Here is a 17,584-nt window from a genome sequence, read left to right as displayed (position 1 = left end):
GGGCGTGTCCCAGTTATCCCGCCCGCTGGCCCCTGAGCGCCGCCACATAGGCTTCGCGCGCCGCGTTGACCTGTGGACGATCACTCACCTCGGGCACGGCGACATCCCACCAGTGTCCGCCTTCGTCGGTGGTGATCAGCGGATCGGTATCGATGACGATCACCGTCGTACGATCGGCGCTCTCGGTTTCCTGCAGCGCGGTTTCCAGTTCGGCAATCGAGCCGACTTTGCGGGTCAGGGCGCCCATTGAGGCGGCGTGGGCGGCAAAATCGATTCTTGGCAGCGTGACATGCTGGGTATCCTTCAACAGATTGTTGAAGTTGGCGCCGCCGGTGGCCATCTGCAGCCGGTTGATGCAGCCGTAGCCCGCATTGTCGAGCAGCACGATGGTCAACTTGGCGCCGAGCATGATCGAGCTGACGATCTCGGAATTGAGCATCAGATAGCTGCCGTCGCCGACCATCACGACGACGTCGTCATCCGGCCGCGCAAGCTTGACGCCGAGGCCGCCGGCGATCTCGTAGCCCATGGTCGAGAAGCCATATTCCATATGATAGCTGCCGGGACGCGCGGCCTTCCAAAGCTTGTGCAATTCGCCCGGCAGGCCGCCAGCCGCGCAGACGACGATCGAGTTTTCTCGAGCGCGCTGCACGGCGCCGATCACCTGGGCGTCTGAGGGTAGTTCGACATTGGTGGCGGCGGTTGCCTGATCGGCCGCGACCAGCCAGTCGTCCTTGCCTGCCTTGGCGCGGTTGGTCCAATCCGGGTCAGCCTGCCAACCCGCCAGCGCAGCATTAAGCGCTTCAAGGCCAGCCCGTGCGTCGGCAACCAGCGGCAGCGCCCGGTGCTTGTGTGCGTCGAAGACCTGAACATTGAGCCCAATGATCTTGAGGTTGTCGTTCTTGAACAGCGCCCAGGAGCCGGTAGTGAAATCCTGCAGCCGCGTGCCGATGGCGAGGACCACATCGGCCTCTTCGGCCAGCGTGTTGGATGCGGAGGTACCCGTAACGCCAACCGAACCCATATTGAGCGGATGATCGTGCGGCAGGCTGGATTTTCCGGCCTGCGTTTCCAGCACCGGAACGCCATAGCGTTCGGCAAAGGTGCGGAGCGCCTTGCTGGCTTCCGAATAGAGCACGCCGCCGCCGGCGATGATCACTGGTTTGTCGGCATGCAGCAGAGCGGCGGCGGCCGTGGTGAACTCGTCGGCATCGGGCATGATGCGGCGAGCGCCCCAAATGGTTTCGGCAAAGAAACTCACCGGATAGTCATAGGCCTCTGCCTGCACATCCTGGCACAGCGACAGCGTCACCGGGCCACATTCAGCCGGATCGGTCAGCACGGCCATGGCACGGCGCAGGGCAGGGATGATCTGTTCGGGCCGGGTAATGCGGTCGTAGTAGCGGCTGACCGGTCGGAAACAGTCATTGGCCGAAACCGTGCCGTCGCCGAAGTCTTCGATCTGCTGCAGGACCGGGTCAGGCAGTCGGTTGGCAAAGACGTCGCCGGGCAGGAATAGCACCGGTAGGCGGTTCACATGGGCGAGGGCGGCGGCCGTGACCATGTTGAGCGCGCCGGGACCAATGGACGTGGTGCAGGCCATGAAGCGGCGGCGGAAACTGGCTTTAGCGAAGGCGATAGCAGCGTGAGCCATGCCCTGCTCGTTCTGGGCGCGATAAGTCGGCAGCGTGTCCTTGATGCCGTAGAGCGCCTCGCCGATGCCGGCCACATTGCCATGGCCGAAAATGGCGAACACGCCGCCAAAGATTGGCACGACCTCGCCGTCGATGACGGTCTTCTGCATGGTCAGAAACCGCGCCACGGCCTGCGCCATGGTCAGTCGAATAGTGTCCTGGCTCATGCTCTCATCCCTCAATACTAGCGGCGCCGGGCGCCATTATATCAGTAGACCGCATCCCTAGCGTATCGGGGATGGCCCTCGGCAACATTGTGCCAGATCAACCTCATGGGCTTACCATGAGGTTGGTTGTCCGGGCTTCCTATAGCCCGTCCCAGATATCGACCAGCGCGCCGAACTTGGTCGCCATTTCCGCCACCGCCTGCTCGTCGCTGATAGTACTGGCCAGCCAGTTTTTTGCTGACTCCCCGAAAATCGTGCGACCGACGGCGAAGCCTTTTACCCGTTGTGAGGTTCGCGCGGCGGCAAAGCCGGCTTCCAGTATATCCTGCGGTGCTTCCAGTCCCAGCAGGACCACGCCACGGCAGAGTGGATCGCGGGCTTCGATGACAGCGTCTATTGCGGCCCAGGCGGCTGTATTGGCTTGCGGTTCTAATTTCCACCAATCGGGCTTGATACCGAGATCATAGATCTCGGTCATGGCGCGGCTGATCGTGTCATCGGCCATAGCGCCATGCTTGCTGGCGATGATCTCGATCAGCAATTCGCGGCCCACCTTGCGCGCTGCTTCGAAGGCGGTGCGGAGCTTCTCGATCTGGGTTTGCTTGAGTTCGGGCGCGTCTTCGGGGTGGTAGAAGCACAGCACCTTGATGCAGTGGTCGACCGGCCAGTCGATCAGTCGCGAACCAAGGTCCTGACTGAACTCAAACTGCAACGGCCGGGAGCCGGGGAGTTCGATCGGCTTGCCGATCCAGAAATCCTTGTAGGCGCTGGCGGCATAAAGTGCATCGCGGCCATATTTGTCGTCGAGCAACATGCCAAAGCCTGGACGGCCGTTGGCCACTCGGGTCGCCGCCTGCACGGCAAGCACCTTGAAGGCCGGCAGGCGCTGTAGCAGGCTCGGATCGTCCTTGCAGAGGTCTTCGAGCTGGCTGCGATGGTCGATGGCTAACGCCCGCAGGCTTGGGATCGGGCGGCGGCGGGTGGTCGCCCAGTGAATGTGATTGATCGCTGCGTCTTTGCGCAGTGCCCGTTCGGGGCTGCCGTGGTCGAGGAAGTAGCTCAGTTCCTGCCAGGTCGGTATTTCCGGCGCGCACAGCAGTCGGCTGACTGCGAAGGCGCCGCAGGCATTGGCCCAGGTCGCGCTGGTGGAATGGGGTTCGCCGCGCAGCCAGCCGCGCAGGAAACCACTCATAAAAGCGTCGCCGGCGCCGAGCACATTGTAGACCTCGATAGGGAATCCCTCGCCGACAATGCCTTGTTCCAGATCGTCGGGAATGGCGCCGTCATAGACGATGCATCCCATGGGGCCGCGCTTCAGGACAATAGTGCCGGAGGACAGGGAGCGGATCGCCCTGAGCGCGGTGAGGAGGTCGGACGCGCCGGAGGCGATGAGAACCTCTTCTTCAGTACCGACAATGAGGTCGCAATCGGGCAATACGGTCTGCATATGGGACGACACTTTGTCCGAGGCGATGTAGCGGCTGTCGCCAGCATCGTGACCGGCGAGGCCCCACAGATTAGGCCGATAGTCGATATCGAGGATGACCTTGGCGCCATTGGCCTTGGCGATTCGGATGGCCCTGCGTTGGGCGGCGTCGGTGTGCGGCTTGGCGAAGTGGGTGCCGGTCACCAGCACCGAACGGGAAGAGCGCACGAAGTCCTCGTCGATATCGCCTTCGTTCAGCGCGCTGTCGGCGCAATTGTCGCGGTAAAAGATCAGCGGGAACGAATGTTCGTTTTCGACCGAGAGGAGGACCAGCGAGGTAAGGCGGTCCGGATCGATTACGATGCCGCGCGTCTCAACACCTTCGCGAACCAACTGTTCGCGGATGAAGCGCCCCATTTGTTCATTGCCGACACGAGTAATCAGCGCCGACTTGAGGCCAAGCCTGGCGGTGCCGACGGCGATATTGGTTGGGCAGCCGCCGACGGATTTTGCAAAACTGCCAACGTCTTCGAGGCGGGTGCCGATCTGCTGACCATAGAGGTCAACGGACGCGCGTCCGATCGTGATGACGTCAAGCGGCAACGTCTCTTCCTGCGGATGCGCATTGGTCACGCCAGTCTCCTAGTTGGCTTCGGCTACAGAACAATATGAAACATGGGTTCCGCCGCGTCGTCAATCTAGAATGTATATTCTATCTCTGGAATTCTGCTTGAGTGACCTGTGTTAACCGCGCCGACGGGCCTCTGCGATGCTGACGGTTAGTGCCATGGCAAACGCCATGCTGGCGGAAAGTGAGCGGAAACCGGCGTGGTCGGCTTCAACCACCTCGAACCAGACGCGCGAACACTCGGCCAGCGGCGAGAACGACGAATCGGTCAGCGACACGACGGGAATGCCGCGTGCGGAGAGGGTGCGTGCCTGGGTGGCGCTTTCCGACGCATAGGGGGAGAAGCTGACGGCGAACACCGCGTCTTTCGGCGTTGCCATGGCCAGAAGGTCATCGTCGATACCGGCGGCGGTGCCGACCAGTTGGCACTTCACTCGCAATTTGCCAAAGGCATAGGCCATGTAGCTGCTGATGGGATACGAGCGGCGCTTGGCGACGAGATAGATGGTGTCGGCCTTGGCGAGAAGATTGACCGCGCGGTCAAACGCCTCGGGATCGACTGCGGCGGACAGAGCATCGAGCGAGCGATGCGCGGCCGAGACGAAGCCGTTGAATATATTGGTGCTCTCGGCCAGCGCTTCGCCACCGTTCTCGAGCGAGCGCAGTCGTTCCTCATAGGACGACGTACGTTCACGTAACCGCGCGCGGAACAGCAGTTGTAGGCCTGAAAAGCCATCAAACCCAAAATGCTGGGCGAACCGTACCAGCGTCGAAGGCTGCACATCGGCTGAAATGGCGATGCTCGCGGCGGTGCCGAAAGCGATCTCGTCAGGGTTGTCGAGCGCATAGGCTGCTACTTGGGTCAGGCGCTTGGGCAGCTCGGCCCGACGCTCCAGAATGGCGGCGCGCAGCGTGTCAAAATCTTGTGGCGGCTGAACTTTTGCATTCGGGTCGGGCATGTCTTCTACTCACGGTTTGGCACCATAATCCTCAATCCTGCTCACCAATCAAGTCTTGTTAGAAAGTCTATTCCGAAAGTGGTTGAAATGGACTATTCATTTCAAAATTACTGGAGGGCGGAATGAAATCTTCGATTGGCGTGGGACTTATCGGCACCGGCTATATGGGAAAATGCCATGCACTGGCGTGGAACGGCGTCAAAGCGGTGTTCGGAGATGGCCCAAAACCCCGGCTCGTCCACCTTGCAGAAGTAAATGCTGAGATCGCCGCCAAAAAGGCCGAAGAATTTGGCTTTGACAAGGCCACCGGCGACTGGCGCGAACTGATCGTGGACCCCGAGGTCGATGTGGTGTCGGTGACGACGCCCAATGCCTTCCACGCCGAAATGGCGATTGCCGCGTTGGAAGCGGGCAAACATGTCTGGTGCGAAAAGCCGATGGCGGTGGCGTTTGCCGATGCGGAGCGCATGGCGGCAGCGGCCAAGACCTCCGGTAAAGTGGCCGTCTTGGGCTACAATTACATTCAGAACCCGCTTATCCGCCAGATCGGCGCTATCCTCGCCGACGGCACGATCGGCACGGTGAACCATGTCCGACTCGAAATGGACGAAGACTTCATGGCCGATCCCGAGGCGTTGTTTTACTGGAAGAGTGAAGCCAGCTCCGGCTATGGCGCGCTCGACGATTTCGGCGTGCATCCGTTGAGCCTGTTGCAGGTGCTGTTTTGTCCGGTGACGAAAGTGATGACGCATCTCTCCAAGCCTTTTGCGGATCGCCCGACAAAGGAGGGTGTGCGCCGGACGGTCGAAACCTTCGACATTGCCAGTGTACTGTTTGAACTGGGCAAGGGGATAAGCGGCGTCATGGCGCTAAATCGCTCGGCCTGGGGGCGCAAGGGGCGCATTGCCGTGCAGATTTTCGGCAGCAAAGGCACGATCACCTACGATCAGGAGCGGATGAACGAACTGCAGCTCTATGTGACGTCAGACAAGCCCACCGAACAGGGCTTCCGAACCATTCTGACGGCTCCGCAGCATGGGCCTTATGATCGGTTCATCCCGACCGCCGGGCACGGGCTGGGCTTCAATGATCTCAAAATCATTGAGTGTCACGAATTGCTGCGCGCCATTGGCGGGGAGCCGGCGCGGGTGATCGACTTTGATACGGGGCTCAAAATCGAGCGGGCGGTGCATGCCATGGCGCAGAGCCATCAGGAGCAGCGCTGGGTGACCGTGTAGCTGTTGAATACGGTCACCCCCGCTTGAGGCGGGGATGACCGGAAGTCTTTAGGCGAGGCTGAGTTTCTGACGCTTGTCGGCTTCGACCCAGAACAGGAAGACCGATGCGCCGATGATCAGCAGCGTCCCCGGCCAGAACAAGACGCCTGGCAGCTGGCCGAGGAAGATCCAGCCCATCAGGCCGCCCAGGGCAACCTTGAGATCGCCGAAGGGCTGCAGATAGGTGGCGTCTGCCATTTTGTAGGCCACGCTCAGCAGGTATTGCGCGGCGGCGGTGAGCGCACCGAGCAGCAGCAACAGCCACAATCCGTTGCCGGCTGGAAGCGCGAACGGGAACCCGGTGGTTACGCCAGCTGGCAACAGGGTAGGGGCCAACCAGCCGACCGCATTAACGGCCAGCAGGATCAGCAGGTGGTTCGGCGTCATCAGCACCAGCAGGGAAATTGTCAGCGTTTCCGGCTTTTCGGTGCGGGCGAGATATTTGGTCAGCACGTCGGTTGCGGCCCAAAGCGCAGCGGCTGCGATTGGCACCAGCGTGGCCCAGGTCAGGCCTTCGGCACCAACGCCCGAAATGATGATGGCGCCGATAAAGCCGGCCAGCGCCGCGGCAAGACGAGCCGTGGTGGCACGCTCGCCCAGGAACAGGGTCGAACCGAGAATGATGAATAGTGGGCCGGTCGACAGCAGCGTCACCATCTGCCAGATCGGCACGCCCGAGGCGAAGCCATAGACGAAGACGTGGACGCCCAGCGCTGAAGCGAAGGCGCGGATTTCATGAGCCAGCGGCTGGGTGGTGCGCAGATTGCGCACGCCAATGCGCAGGATCAGCGGCAAAGCCAGTACCGAGGCGATGACATATTGCCAAAACGCCATGCCGGTGGAGCTGATGCCATACTGCCAGGGCAGCACGGACTGAAGCACGTTCGACCCGGCAAAGGCGAAGGCCGCGACGACCATCAGGATTGCGCCCGTGGTGGCGCCGTTTTGGGGAGCAGAGGAAACCTGGTTCATGTGTAGTCCTTTCCGTAACCAGTTTCCTCAGGGTTACGGGAAGTCTCGCAGGCGCCTTGCCCGCCCATAGACATGGGTGCGGACGCAGGCAAAGCCAGCGTTGGTCCCGTTCTCTTTCATCCGGACTATACCGTCGGCTCCGGAATTGAACCGGATCTGCTGACCCCAGCTTTCGCCGAGCGCTCGCGGGCTTAGGCATCGCTGCCCTTACCGCCGGTGGGGAATTGCACCCCGCCCTGAGAACTATGCGGAACTATCGTCCCGCGACGATGAACATAGGGGAGGCGGTGGGCCCCTGCAAGTGGACACAAGGGTGTAACTGTGCGTCGTCCGCGAACAGTGGGGAATAATTATGCGTGCCAACGCGCCCGCCGGCGCGGTGATCAAGCAAGCGATGATGGCGAGACATCTGCCTCGTAGGGAGTAGGAAGGAAAGAGACAGACGCCTCGCCACCATGCCGGGATTTGTCACACATGCATCCCCCTACCACCCTCTCGGGATTTTATGCGCGGCTTCGGCGATGAGGCATGATCGTTCGCCCCTGTCGCTTCATTCCGTGCAGGCCGGTCGTCAACATCCGTGCGGGAGCGTGGCGACCCAGGCCCCCCGGCTGTCTCTCCGCTCATCACTCGTCATGATCGCGCTCTGGCGGGAGATGCACAAAAGATACCGGAGGTTTTGGGCGCGGGGATAAGCTGGATTGATGAGGCGAGCCTTTTCGTTTGCGCTTGGGGATGGGCGTTCCTAAGCTGGCTTGGCGGGTGAGGCCCGCATGCGGGGGCGAAAGCGTTGGTGGAACCTTACGGCGACAAAGCGAGCGGTGGCGCGTGGCAATGCCGAGATGTTGCAGCGACGTTGCGCTTTTTTGGATCGTTGACCTGACCGATGTGGCGGCGGCGGGTTGGCGCACTGGTATTTGGAGCGGTGGTCGTTGCTGCGCTGGTGGCTTTGCGGGCGGCTGATCCCTACGCGGTGCAAGTGGCCCGCGAAACGACATTCGATGTTTTCCAGCAGATCAAGCCACGCGCCGCACCGCAGGATTTGCCGGTGCTCATTATCGATATCGACGAGGACTCTCTCGCCGAAATCGGGCAATGGCCGTGGTCGCGTGAAGTCATTGCGACCATCACCAAGCGGCTGACCGAACTGGGCGCAGCCACCGTCGCGTTTGACGTGCTGTTTCCCGAGCCCGATCGCCTGTCGCCTTCCAGCATTCTGGGCAGCGGCGATAATTACGATGCGCTATTCGCGGCGGCACTTGCCGATAGCCCATCTATCCTGGTGATGAGCCGGTCGGGGCGCGGCGAGACGGCGCCTGCGCCCAAGGCGGGCTATGCCATGACCGGGGCGGACACTTTGGCCGCGCTGCCGCAACTCGACGGTGTTGCCGCGCCACTGCCGATCCTGCTTGAGGCGGCATCAGGCCTGGGCGTGGCCAGCCTCGAAAGGACCGGGGCAGGGGTAGCGCGTCGGTTACCATTGCTGTGGTCGAACGGCGTGGCGCCGGTGCCAACGCTGTCGGTCGAAGCGCTGCGAGTGGCGCAGGGTGAGACGACCATTGTGGTACTGGGTGAGGCCGGTGGCAGTGTCAGCGGGCTGCGGGTCGGAGCATTCGATATTCCCACGGGACCGACCGGCGACATGTGGCTCTACTACCGGCCGCTCGGGCCTGAAACCTATGTGTCAGCGCGCCAATTGCTCGCCGATAGTTACGCGAGCCTCGCGCCAATGTTGGCCGGTCACGTCGTGCTTGTGGGGACCTCGGCGGCTGGGCTGCTGGATATCCGTGCCAGTCCACTCGGTGAGGCAGTGCCGGGGGTGTCGATACACCTGCAGGCGCTCGAGCAGATGCTGAGCGGCACTTTTCTGCAGCGGGCGGATTGGGTTGGCGGGCTGGAACTGCTGCTGATCGCCCTGTGTTGCGTGGCGGTGGTGATCCTGCTGCTGTTGAGCGGGCCGTTGGTCGGGCTTGTCGCGACAGGTGCCATCGCCATCGCCATTGCCGCTGTCGCATGGCTCGCCTTTGCGCAATACGGCGTGCTGCTCGATCCGAGCTTTGCATTGTTTGCGACGCTTGTGACTTATGCCGCCATGGCCTTCTTCCAGTTCGCCATAACCGACAATGACAAGCGCCGCATTCGCCGGGCCTTTGCGCATTATGTCGAGCCATCGCTACTGACCCAGATCGACGCCAATGACGATCTGCTCAAGCTGGGTGGCGATCTGCGCGACATGACGGTGATGTTCTCCGACGTGCGCAATTTCACAGCGCTCAGCGAACGCACCGCGCCGGCAGAACTGGTCGCCATCCTCAACCGACTGTTTGCGGCTTTGGGCGCCGCGATCATCGGGCACAAGGGCACCATCGACAAGTTCATGGGCGACGCGGTGATGGCGTTCTGGAATGCCCCAGTAGCGGTGCCTCAACACGCCCGCCACGCCTGCGAGGCAGCACTCGATATGCGCGCGGCGCTGCGGAGGCTGAACGCCACGCAGGTCGGCATCGAACCCATCGCCATCGGCATTGGCCTTGCGACCGGGCAGGCGCTGGTCGGGAATATGGGCTTTGAAGAACGCTTCAACTATTCCTGCATCGGCGACACTGTGAACGTGGCAAGTCGATTAGAGGGCGCTTGCCGGATCGTCGGCTACGACATTCTGGTGACGGCCGACACCCGCGCCGCCGCGCCTGACCTCGCATATCTTGATGCAGGCGCCATCGCCCTCAAGGGCGTCAGCCAGCCGGAGGCGGTTCATCTGTTGGTGGGTTCGGCAGAGTTGGCCGCGTCGGCGGCGTTCAAGGCGCTGCAATCGGAACACGCGGCGCTGCTGGCGGCGTGGCGCAGTGGCGGTGATGCTGCTCTGGTCCGCTGCCGAGCCGCTGCCATCCTGATCGAGCCGGGGCTCGGTGGCTTCTACGACGCCTGTTCGGCACGGCTTGCTGACTTTGCGGTCGACGAAGTTGCCGAGCCAACAACAATCTAGTGTTCATTGCTCGTGCCGAGACAGGTGTGGAAAGAAAGCACTGCCAATTGCCATGAGGCAGAAAACCATGCTTTCCGACTTGCCAAGACTATTGGCTTGCCTGCTAGATAGGCAGCAGGAAAGCATGGGCGTTTTTTTAAACAGATCGGGGAGCCAAATGACTGAATTTGCAAAGATTAGTCGCCGCACGATGGTCGCTGCATTGGCGCTGGGCACGGCGCTGACGATGGGCGGCATGGCCTGGGCGCAGGACGCGCTCAAGGTGGCCGCCGTCTGGACCGTGCCGGTCGAACAACAGTGGGCGAGCCGCCTGCACAACGCGCTCAAAGCTGCCGAGGAGCGCGGCGAGATCGATTACGTCTACTCAGAAAACGTCTCCAACACCGACTATGAGCGCGTCATGCGCGAATATGCCGAGCAGGGCGTTGCGCTGATGGTCGGTGAAGCATTCGGCGTAGAGCAGCCCGCCCGCGCGGTGGCCGCCGAGTACCCCGAGATCGACTTCCTGATGGGCTCATCGCTGCCGCCCGTCGAACCGAACTTTGCCACTTTCGACAATTTCATTCAGGAGCCAAGCTACCTGACCGGCATGATCGCAGGCTCCAAGACCAAGTCCAACATGATCGGCATGGTCGGCGGCTACGCCATTCCCGAAGTGAACCGCCTGATGAACGCCTTCATGGCGGGCGCATTGTCGGTGAACCCGAACGTCAAGTTCTCGGTTAGCTTCATCAACTCCTGGTATGATCCGCCGAAGGCCAAGGAAGCCGCATTCGCCATGGTCGATGCCGGCGCCGACATTCTCTATGCCGAGCGTTTCGGCGTGTCCGACGCGGCCAAGGAACGCGGCATTTTGGCCATCGGCAACGTCATCGATACGGCGACCGACTATCCCGGTACGATCCTGGCCAGCGCCCTTTGGCACGGTGAGCCGATGATCGACAAGGCGATTGCAGATGTTAAGGCAGACACCTTCACCGCGTCTGACTACGGCATCTACGCCTTCATGAAGTATGGTGGTTCGAGCCTTGTGGCCGACGCCGCACTGGCCGGGCCTGAAGCCATCGCTGCGGCCGACGCCAAGGAAGCCGAGATCAAATCGGGTGCCTTTGCTGTTGAGATCAACGACGCCGAACCAAAATCGAACATGTAGGATAAATGGCCGGGCGTTCGCAGCGCCCGGCCTTTCTTTAGGGACGGACATGCAGGATCAGCAGGCCGAAATCGTGCTCTCGCTCGAGGGCATCACCAAGCGTTTCGGCGCGCTGGTGGCCAATGACGCGCTCGATCTCGACCTCAAGCGTGGAGAAATCCTGGCGCTACTGGGCGAGAACGGCGCGGGCAAGACCACGCTGATGAATATCCTGTTCGGCCATTATGTGCAGGACGAAGGCACCGTCCGCGTCGCGGGCAATGTGCTGCCACCCGGATCGCCCGGCGCAGCGCTGGCGGCCGGTGTCGGCATGGTGCACCAGCATTTCGCCCTCGCTGAGAACCTCTCCGGTCTCGACAATATCCGCCTCGGAACCGAGTCCCTGCTGCGCCCGACCAGCGGTCGCGTTGCTCGCCACAAGGTGGAACAGATCATTGCGGAAAGCGGGCTTGAGGTCGATCTCGACCGCAAGGTCGCCGCGCTGACGGTTGGCGAAAAGCAACGCGTCGAAATCCTCAAGGCGCTCTATCGCGATGTGCGTGTGCTCATTCTCGATGAGCCCACGGCGGTTCTGACACCGCAGGAATCCGACGGCCTGTTCGCCGTGTTGCGGCGGTTGGCGGCGCGCGGCCTGGGTGTCATTTTCATCTCGCACAAGCTGGGCGAAGTGCTGGCGGTGTCCAACCGTATTGTCGTGCTTCGCGGTGGTAAAAAGGCCGGTGAGCTGGTGACGGCCGATGCCGATCGCCGCGCGATTGCCGATCTGATGGTGGGCAAGGCCGTGGCCGAGGTGACCCGCACCGCGCCGATCCCCAAGGAAACACTGGTAGAGTTTCGTGACGTGTCGCTCGGGCGTGGCGAGGCGCGTTCGGCGCTTGCCAATGCCAGCTTTGCCCTGCGGGCTGGCGAGATCGTCGGCGTTGCCGGCGTTTCGGGCAACGGGCAGGCGGCAATTGCCGCCTTGATGTCGGGCCTTGCCATTCCCCATAGCGGCGATGTGCTGTTTTACGACCGGGCCATCACCAAAGCCGATCCACGCGCGCTGGTCGCTTCGGGCGTGGCGCGCATGCCCGAGGATCGCCAGCATGACGGCGTTGTCGGCACCATGAGCGTGGCCGACAATATCGCCATTGAGGATGTGCGCGGCGGCGATTTCTCCCGCTTCGGCCTGCTCAATCGCAAGGCCATGCAGGAGCGCGCGACCGCGGCGATTGCTGGCTATGACATTCGCTGCCCTGGGCCAGACGCCGAGGCGCGGCTGTTGTCGGGCGGCAATGTGCAAAAACTCATTCTTGCCCGCGTTCTGGAGCGTTCGCCGCGTGTCATTCTCGCCAATCAACCAACGCGCGGCCTCGATGTTGGCGCGCAGGCCGAAGTGCATCGCCGCATCATCGCAGCGAGAGACGGCGGCGCAGCCGTGATGGTGATTTCCGAAGACCTCGACGAGTTGTTTGCACTGGCCGACCGCTTCCTGGTGGTGCATGCCGGTGAGGTCGCCGATGCCGGTCCATCCGACGCGCTGGATCGCGGAACGGTTGGGCTGTTGATGGCCGGACAGGCCGGAACCAGCGAGGCAATCTCCGCATGAGTTTCCGCCTCGAACCCCGCGCCGACGCGCCCGTATCGCTCAAAATCACCGTTTCGCTGCTGGCAGCACTCGCTGCTCTGCTGCTGGTCGCCATTCCCGTGTCGCTGGCCGGTCGCTCGCCACTCGAAGCCTATCTGCTGATCGTGCAGGGCGCGTTCGGGTCGATGTTTGCCTTCTCCGAAACGCTCAATCGCGCCACGCCATTGATCCTGACCGGCCTCGCCGCTGTCGTCGCCTTCCGCGCCAAGCTGTGGAACATCGGCGCTGAAGGCCAGCTCTATATCGGCGCGCTTGCGGCCGTTCTGGTCGGCAGCGGCCTGCTGCACCTGCCGCCAGCATTGATGATCCCGACGGTGATGATTGCAGGCTTTGTGGCAGGCGGGCTGATGATGGTCGTTCCGGCCATCCTCAAGCAGCGCTTTGGCGCCGACGAGGTGGTGATCACGCTGCTGCTGAACTTCGTCGTTATTCTCTTCATCCAGATGCTGGTCGAAGGCCCGCTGCGCGATCCGTTGTCGATGGGCTGGCCGCAATCGGTGGCGCTGATCGACGCGGCGGATTATCCCAAACTGCTGCCGCGCATGCGCGTGCATTTCGGCCTGATCGTCGGGCTGGCTGCCGCCATCGTGCTCTGGGTCATCGTACGCAAAACCGTACTCGGCTTTGAAATCCGTGCCGTCGGCGAAAACCGCGCCGCCGCCCGCTTCGCGGGTATTCCAGTCAATGCGACAATGCTCAAGGTCGCGCTGATCTCCGGCGGCCTGGCAGGCCTGGCCGGGGTTGGCGAAGTGGCCGGCGTAAAGGGCTATCTCTCAGCCGATCTGTCGCCCGGCTTTGGCTATACCGGCATCGTGGTCGCCATGTTGGCCGGGCTGTCGCCCATCGGCGCGGTGTTTGCCGCAGTCTTTGTCGCTGCGGTGTTCGTCGGCGCCGACTCGATGAGCCGCGCCACCGGCATTTCCAGCTATCTGGCTGATCTGGTGGTGGCGCTATCGCTGCTGAGCGTTCTGGTCGGCAGCTTCTTCCTGCGGTTCCGCGTGCGCTACGAGAAAACCGTCAAACCGGTCGCGGGGGCCTGACATGGAAGCCATCGACATTCTGATGTCCGCCAATTTCTGGGCCGCCGCCATCCGCATCGCCACGCCGCTGATTTTCGGTGTGCTGGGCGCACTGATCTGCGAGCGGGCAGGGGTGCTGAATCTGGGCATCGAAGGCATTTTCGTCGCCGGCGCCATGGCCGGTTGGCTCGCCGTCTATCTGGGTGCGGGCCTGTCGGGCGGCATTCTTGTCGCCGCGCTGGCGGGCGGCCTGTTTGGACTGCTGCATGCCATCCTGACCGTGGTGCTGGGACTGTCGCAACACGTCTCGGGCATCGGCATAACTCTGCTCGCAACCAGCGCCAGCTATTTCACCTACCGCACCGCATTGCCAAACGTCTCGACGCCGCCGCGCATCGTGCCGTTTCAGCCCGTCTCGATACCGGGCCTGAGCGATCTGCCGTTCATCGGCCCAGCACTGTTCCAGCAAACGCCGATGACCTTCCTCGCGCTGGCGCTCGTCGCCGTTGTGGCCTTCGTGCTGTATCGGACGCCGCTCGGACTGGCGGTCCGCGCCGTGGGCGACAATCCGGCAGCCGTCGAGGCACAGGGTCTTTCGGTGCGCGGCCTGCGCATCGGCGCCGTCGTCGTCGGCTCGGCGCTGATGGCTTTGGGCGGCGCGTTCCTGACCATGTCAGCCTTTGACGCGTTCTTTTTCGGCATGGTCAATGGCCGTGGCTGGATCTGCATCGCGCTGGTGGTGTTCGCCTCCTGGCAGCCCGGCAAGGCGCTGCTCGGCGCGCTTTTGTTTGGCGCTTTCGACGCCTTCCAGATTCGACTGCAGGCCCAGATCGGGCAGGTCGTGCCCGGACAGGTTTTCCTGATGCTGCCCTATCTCTTGTCTATCGTCGCGCTCGTCGTCGTTGCGCGTCGGGCTGACTATCCACGCGCCTTGCTGCAGCCCTGGTTTAAGGGCCAGCGGCACTAAGGCGTTTTGAAATCTATTGAAATGAGGCTGTCTTGTTCGATCTGAAAATCACCAATGCCACGCTGCCTGACGGTCGGACAGGCGTCGATATCGGCGTTTCCGCTGGCCGCATTGCCGCTGTCGAAGCCAATCTCGGTGGCGACACCGGCCAGACCATCGACGCGGCCGGCCAGCTCGTCGCGCCACCTTTCGTTGATTGCCATTTCCACATGGATGCCACCCTGTCACTGGGCCAGCCGCGCCTCAACGAAAGCGGATTGCTGCTCGATGGAATCAAGATCTGGGGCGAACTCAAGCCGCTGCTGACGCAGGAAGCCGTCATCGAGCGCGCGCTGGCCTATTGCGATCTGGCCGTGTCGCAGGGCCTGCTAGCCATCCGCACCCATGTCGATATCTGCGATGATCGCCTGCTCGGCGTCGAAGCGCTGCTTGAGGTCAAACGGCTTGTTGCGCCTTATATTGACCTGCAGCTGGTGGCATTCCCACAGGACGGCTATTACCGCTATCCCGGCGCTGTCGATCTGCTGACCCGCGCGCTCGATATGGGTGTCGACGTCGTTGGCGGCATTCCGCATTTCGAACGCACCATGGCCGATGGCGCGGCAAGCGTTAAAGCGCTCTGCGAAATCGCCGCCGAGCGCGGCCTGCTGGTCGACCTCCATTGTGACGAGACGGACGATCCGCTCAGCCGGCACATCGAAACCCTCAGCTACGAAACTCAGCGCCTGGACCTGGGGGGCAGGGTGACCGGCTCGCACCTGACCTCGATGCACTCGATGGACAATTACTATGTGTCCAAGCTCCTGCCATTGATGGCCGAGGCGGGCGTCGCCGCCATCGCCAATCCCAATATCAACATCGTCATCCAGGGCCGCCACGATAGCTATCCCAAGCGGCGTGGCATGAACCGTTTCCCCGAAATCCTGTCCTATGGCATCATCGCCGCCTTCGGTCAGGATTGCATGATGGACCCCTGGTATTCGCTGGGTCAGGCCGATATGCTTGAAGTCGCGAACATGGGCCTGCACGTCGCCCAGATGACCGGCCGCGACGCCATGCGCCAATGCTTTGCCGCCGTAACGACCGGTCCGGCAAAAATCCTCCATCTCGACGGCTACGGCCTCGACGTCGGCTGCAAAGCCGACATGGTCCTCCTCCAAGCCGCCGACCCCATCGAAGCCATCCGCCTCAAAGCTACGCGCCTGGCCGTGATCAAGGGCGGCAAAGTAATTTCGAGCTCCGCACCGCGGGCTGCCAAACTGGACCTGCCAGGGCGGCCATCACAGCTCGACCCGTCGAAGGTCGGGGCGATGGCCGCGAAGTAAAAGCGGGTTCCTCGTGGTTCCAGCATATGAAGCTCGGCGGTTTTTCGCCGAGTTTTTTCTCGCGCCTAAGGTGCTGGCGGCCTTCCGATTGTGAAACGGCATGGCCGGCCCGTCTCGTTGCTAAGGCCACAATCGCTACTTCCCGCGCTGGACAATGCTCCTAAAGTTGGTCAGACGTGGATGGACGCGCAATCATTCCAGTTTGAGGAAGCCCATTAGTGTGGACTGAGGCAGTGGCCGCGAGTCTTTCGATTACGGGTAGCTCCAAGGCGGTTTTCCGTACTTTGGTGCTCGATGGGCCCTCGACCCGGCCGCATATCGGGTCGGTGCTCGGACTGTCACGACCGACAATGTCCGCGGCTATCGCTGAGCTTGAGGAACTGGGCTACGTCGAAATGATCGGCGCGGTGCGCGGGCCGCTGGGGCGCAGCGCTTCGCAATATCGCGTTGGTCCACAGGCTGGGCACGTGATGGCGGTCGATGCCGGCTCGACCTCCGTAAGGGTTCGCGTTTCCACCCTTGATCGTAGACTGCTCTACAGCCATGTGCAGCGCCTGCCGATGCGGCAGTTCGAGGTCAACGCCGAGGTCAGCCGCGTGGTGGCCGCTGAGGTGGCTGCAGCTCTGGCAGCGACGCGGCCGGAATGGGGACCGCTGTCGACATTGGGCATTGCGGTGCCGACGCGCGTGGTAGGCCCCGATGGGGATGCCGAGGCGAGCCGGCAGAATGTTATTTTCACCGAGTTCACGCCGCCCGAGAATGTGACGGTGGTGCTCGAGAACAACGTCAACTGCGCCGCCGTGGCTGAAATGCACTATGGCGCCGCGCAGGGCGAGGAAACGTTCTCCTATATCCAGATCGGCCTCAAGATTGGCATGGGGCTGATCTTGGGCGGCCAGTTGATCCGCGGTCGCTATGGGGCTGCTGGCGAAATCGGTCATCTTGCCTTCCCCTTCGCACCCGGCGCGGAGCCACGGCCGGGCGAGGTAGAGCACTATCTGGGCACCGAGGCCCTGATGGGGCGCGTGCATGCCGATTGGTCGGCCGATGACGGCGACCCGCCGGTCGATACGCCGGAGCTGTTGCTGCTTGCCGCAAGCGGCGGAGCAGGGGCCCAGCGCCATGTCGAAAGGCATGCCGCTGATATCGGAGCCATTGTTGCCTCCTGCGTCAGTGTGGTCGATCCGGGCGTCGTGGTGCTTGGCGGCGGATTTGGGTCGTCGCCTTTGCTGCTGCCCGGTGTGAGCGAGACGGTTGCCCGACTTTCATACGCGGCCGAGATACGCAGCAGCACCTTGGGCTCTGACGCCACCGCGCTCGGGATAGAGCGCCTCGCCATTGAACGCGGGCTGATGCTCGCACTCGGCGAAACCATCTGAAACAG

12 protein-coding genes and 1 riboswitch are annotated in these 17,584 nt (G+C 62.4%); of the genes, 8 read left to right on the top strand and 4 right to left on the bottom strand.

Annotated features, from left to right (window positions below; genetic code table 11):
• Window positions 1-13: 13 nt before the first annotated feature.
• From iolD to ABIE28_RS09335, 3 genes are all read right to left on the bottom strand, one after another.
• Complete coding sequence (iolD, locus tag ABIE28_RS09345) at window positions 14-1,861, bottom strand: 3D-(3,5/4)-trihydroxycyclohexane-1,2-dione acylhydrolase (decyclizing) (RefSeq protein ID WP_354062237.1); 1,848 nt, start codon at window positions 1,859-1,861, stop codon at window positions 14-16.
• A 139-nt stretch (window positions 1,862-2,000) separates the two neighbouring features.
• Window positions 2,001-3,920 carry a bifunctional 5-dehydro-2-deoxygluconokinase/5-dehydro-2-deoxyphosphogluconate aldolase gene (locus ABIE28_RS09340; RefSeq protein WP_354062235.1) on the bottom strand — a complete coding sequence of 640 codons (1,920 nt, stop codon included), beginning with the start codon at window positions 3,918-3,920 and terminating at the stop codon, window positions 2,001-2,003.
• Window positions 3,921-4,031: 111 nt separating this feature from the next.
• Window positions 4,032-4,874, bottom strand: a complete 843-nt coding sequence (locus ABIE28_RS09335; RefSeq protein ID WP_354062233.1) for a MurR/RpiR family transcriptional regulator — start codon at window positions 4,872-4,874, stop codon at window positions 4,032-4,034.
• A gap of 122 nt (window positions 4,875-4,996) precedes the next feature.
• On the opposite strand from ABIE28_RS09335, the gene ABIE28_RS09330 reads away from it, so the two are divergent.
• Entirely contained in the window at window positions 4,997-6,112 is a 1,116-nt protein-coding gene (locus ABIE28_RS09330; RefSeq protein WP_354062231.1) for a Gfo/Idh/MocA family protein, read from the top strand.
• A 48-nt stretch (window positions 6,113-6,160) separates the two neighbouring features.
• Here ABIE28_RS09330 and ABIE28_RS09325 read toward each other — a convergent pair whose 3' ends face one another.
• Complete coding sequence (locus ABIE28_RS09325) at window positions 6,161-7,123, bottom strand: DMT family transporter (RefSeq protein ID WP_354062229.1); 963 nt, start codon at window positions 7,121-7,123, stop codon at window positions 6,161-6,163.
• Window positions 7,124-7,227: 104 nt separating this feature from the next.
• Window positions 7,228-7,371, bottom strand: a riboswitch (FMN riboswitch).
• A gap of 638 nt (window positions 7,372-8,009) precedes the next feature.
• On the opposite strand from ABIE28_RS09325, the gene ABIE28_RS09320 reads away from it, so the two are divergent.
• From ABIE28_RS09320 to ABIE28_RS09290, 7 genes are all read left to right on the top strand, one after another.
• On the top strand, window positions 8,010-10,109 hold the full coding sequence (locus ABIE28_RS09320) for a CHASE2 domain-containing protein (protein WP_354062227.1): 2,100 nt from the start codon (window positions 8,010-8,012) through the stop codon (window positions 10,107-10,109).
• A 157-nt stretch (window positions 10,110-10,266) separates the two neighbouring features.
• Window positions 10,267-11,262 (top strand): BMP family protein, encoded by a 996-nt coding sequence (locus ABIE28_RS09315; RefSeq protein ID WP_354062225.1) that lies wholly within the window; start codon window positions 10,267-10,269, stop codon window positions 11,260-11,262.
• 49 nt (window positions 11,263-11,311) lie between these two features.
• Window positions 11,312-12,850 carry an ABC transporter ATP-binding protein gene (locus ABIE28_RS09310; RefSeq protein WP_354062223.1) on the top strand — a complete coding sequence of 513 codons (1,539 nt, stop codon included), beginning with the start codon at window positions 11,312-11,314 and terminating at the stop codon, window positions 12,848-12,850.
• Window positions 12,847-13,929 (top strand): ABC transporter permease, encoded by a 1,083-nt coding sequence (locus ABIE28_RS09305; RefSeq protein WP_354062221.1) that lies wholly within the window; start codon window positions 12,847-12,849, stop codon window positions 13,927-13,929. The genes ABIE28_RS09310 and ABIE28_RS09305 overlap by 4 nt, the downstream gene beginning before the upstream one ends.
• A gap of 1 nt (window position 13,930) precedes the next feature.
• Window positions 13,931-14,875 (top strand): ABC transporter permease, encoded by a 945-nt coding sequence (locus ABIE28_RS09300; RefSeq protein ID WP_354062219.1) that lies wholly within the window; start codon window positions 13,931-13,933, stop codon window positions 14,873-14,875.
• Window positions 14,876-14,907: 32 nt separating this feature from the next.
• Window positions 14,908-16,200 carry an amidohydrolase family protein gene (locus ABIE28_RS09295; protein WP_354062217.1) on the top strand — a complete coding sequence of 431 codons (1,293 nt, stop codon included), beginning with the start codon at window positions 14,908-14,910 and terminating at the stop codon, window positions 16,198-16,200.
• A 233-nt stretch (window positions 16,201-16,433) separates the two neighbouring features.
• Window positions 16,434-17,579, top strand: coding sequence for an ROK family transcriptional regulator (locus ABIE28_RS09290; protein ID WP_354062215.1), 1,146 nt, complete (start codon window positions 16,434-16,436; stop codon window positions 17,577-17,579).
• Window positions 17,580-17,584 lie beyond the last annotated feature (5 nt).

The sequence above is a fragment of the Devosia sp. 2618 genome (genome assembly GCF_040546815.1).
GTDB lineage: Bacteria > Pseudomonadota > Alphaproteobacteria > Rhizobiales > Devosiaceae > Devosia.
This window is presented reverse-complemented; position numbering and strand designations above follow the sequence as displayed.

Coding starts and splice junctions, on each gene's coding strand:
- iolD (WP_354062237.1), bottom strand. CDS start 1,861: ATGAGCCAGGACACTATTCGACTGACCATGGCGCAGGCCGTGGCGCGG.
- ABIE28_RS09335 (WP_354062233.1), bottom strand. CDS start 4,874: ATGCCCGACCCGAATGCAAAAGTTCAGCCGCCACAAGATTTTGACACG.
- ABIE28_RS09330 (WP_354062231.1), top strand. CDS start 4,997: ATGAAATCTTCGATTGGCGTGGGACTTATCGGCACCGGCTATATGGGA.
- ABIE28_RS09325 (WP_354062229.1), bottom strand. CDS start 7,123: ATGAACCAGGTTTCCTCTGCTCCCCAAAACGGCGCCACCACGGGCGCA.
- ABIE28_RS09320 (WP_354062227.1), top strand. CDS start 8,010: ATGTGGCGGCGGCGGGTTGGCGCACTGGTATTTGGAGCGGTGGTCGTT.
- ABIE28_RS09315 (WP_354062225.1), top strand. CDS start 10,267: ATGACTGAATTTGCAAAGATTAGTCGCCGCACGATGGTCGCTGCATTG.
- ABIE28_RS09310 (WP_354062223.1), top strand. CDS start 11,312: ATGCAGGATCAGCAGGCCGAAATCGTGCTCTCGCTCGAGGGCATCACC.
- ABIE28_RS09305 (WP_354062221.1), top strand. CDS start 12,847: ATGAGTTTCCGCCTCGAACCCCGCGCCGACGCGCCCGTATCGCTCAAA.
- ABIE28_RS09300 (WP_354062219.1), top strand. CDS start 13,931: ATGGAAGCCATCGACATTCTGATGTCCGCCAATTTCTGGGCCGCCGCC.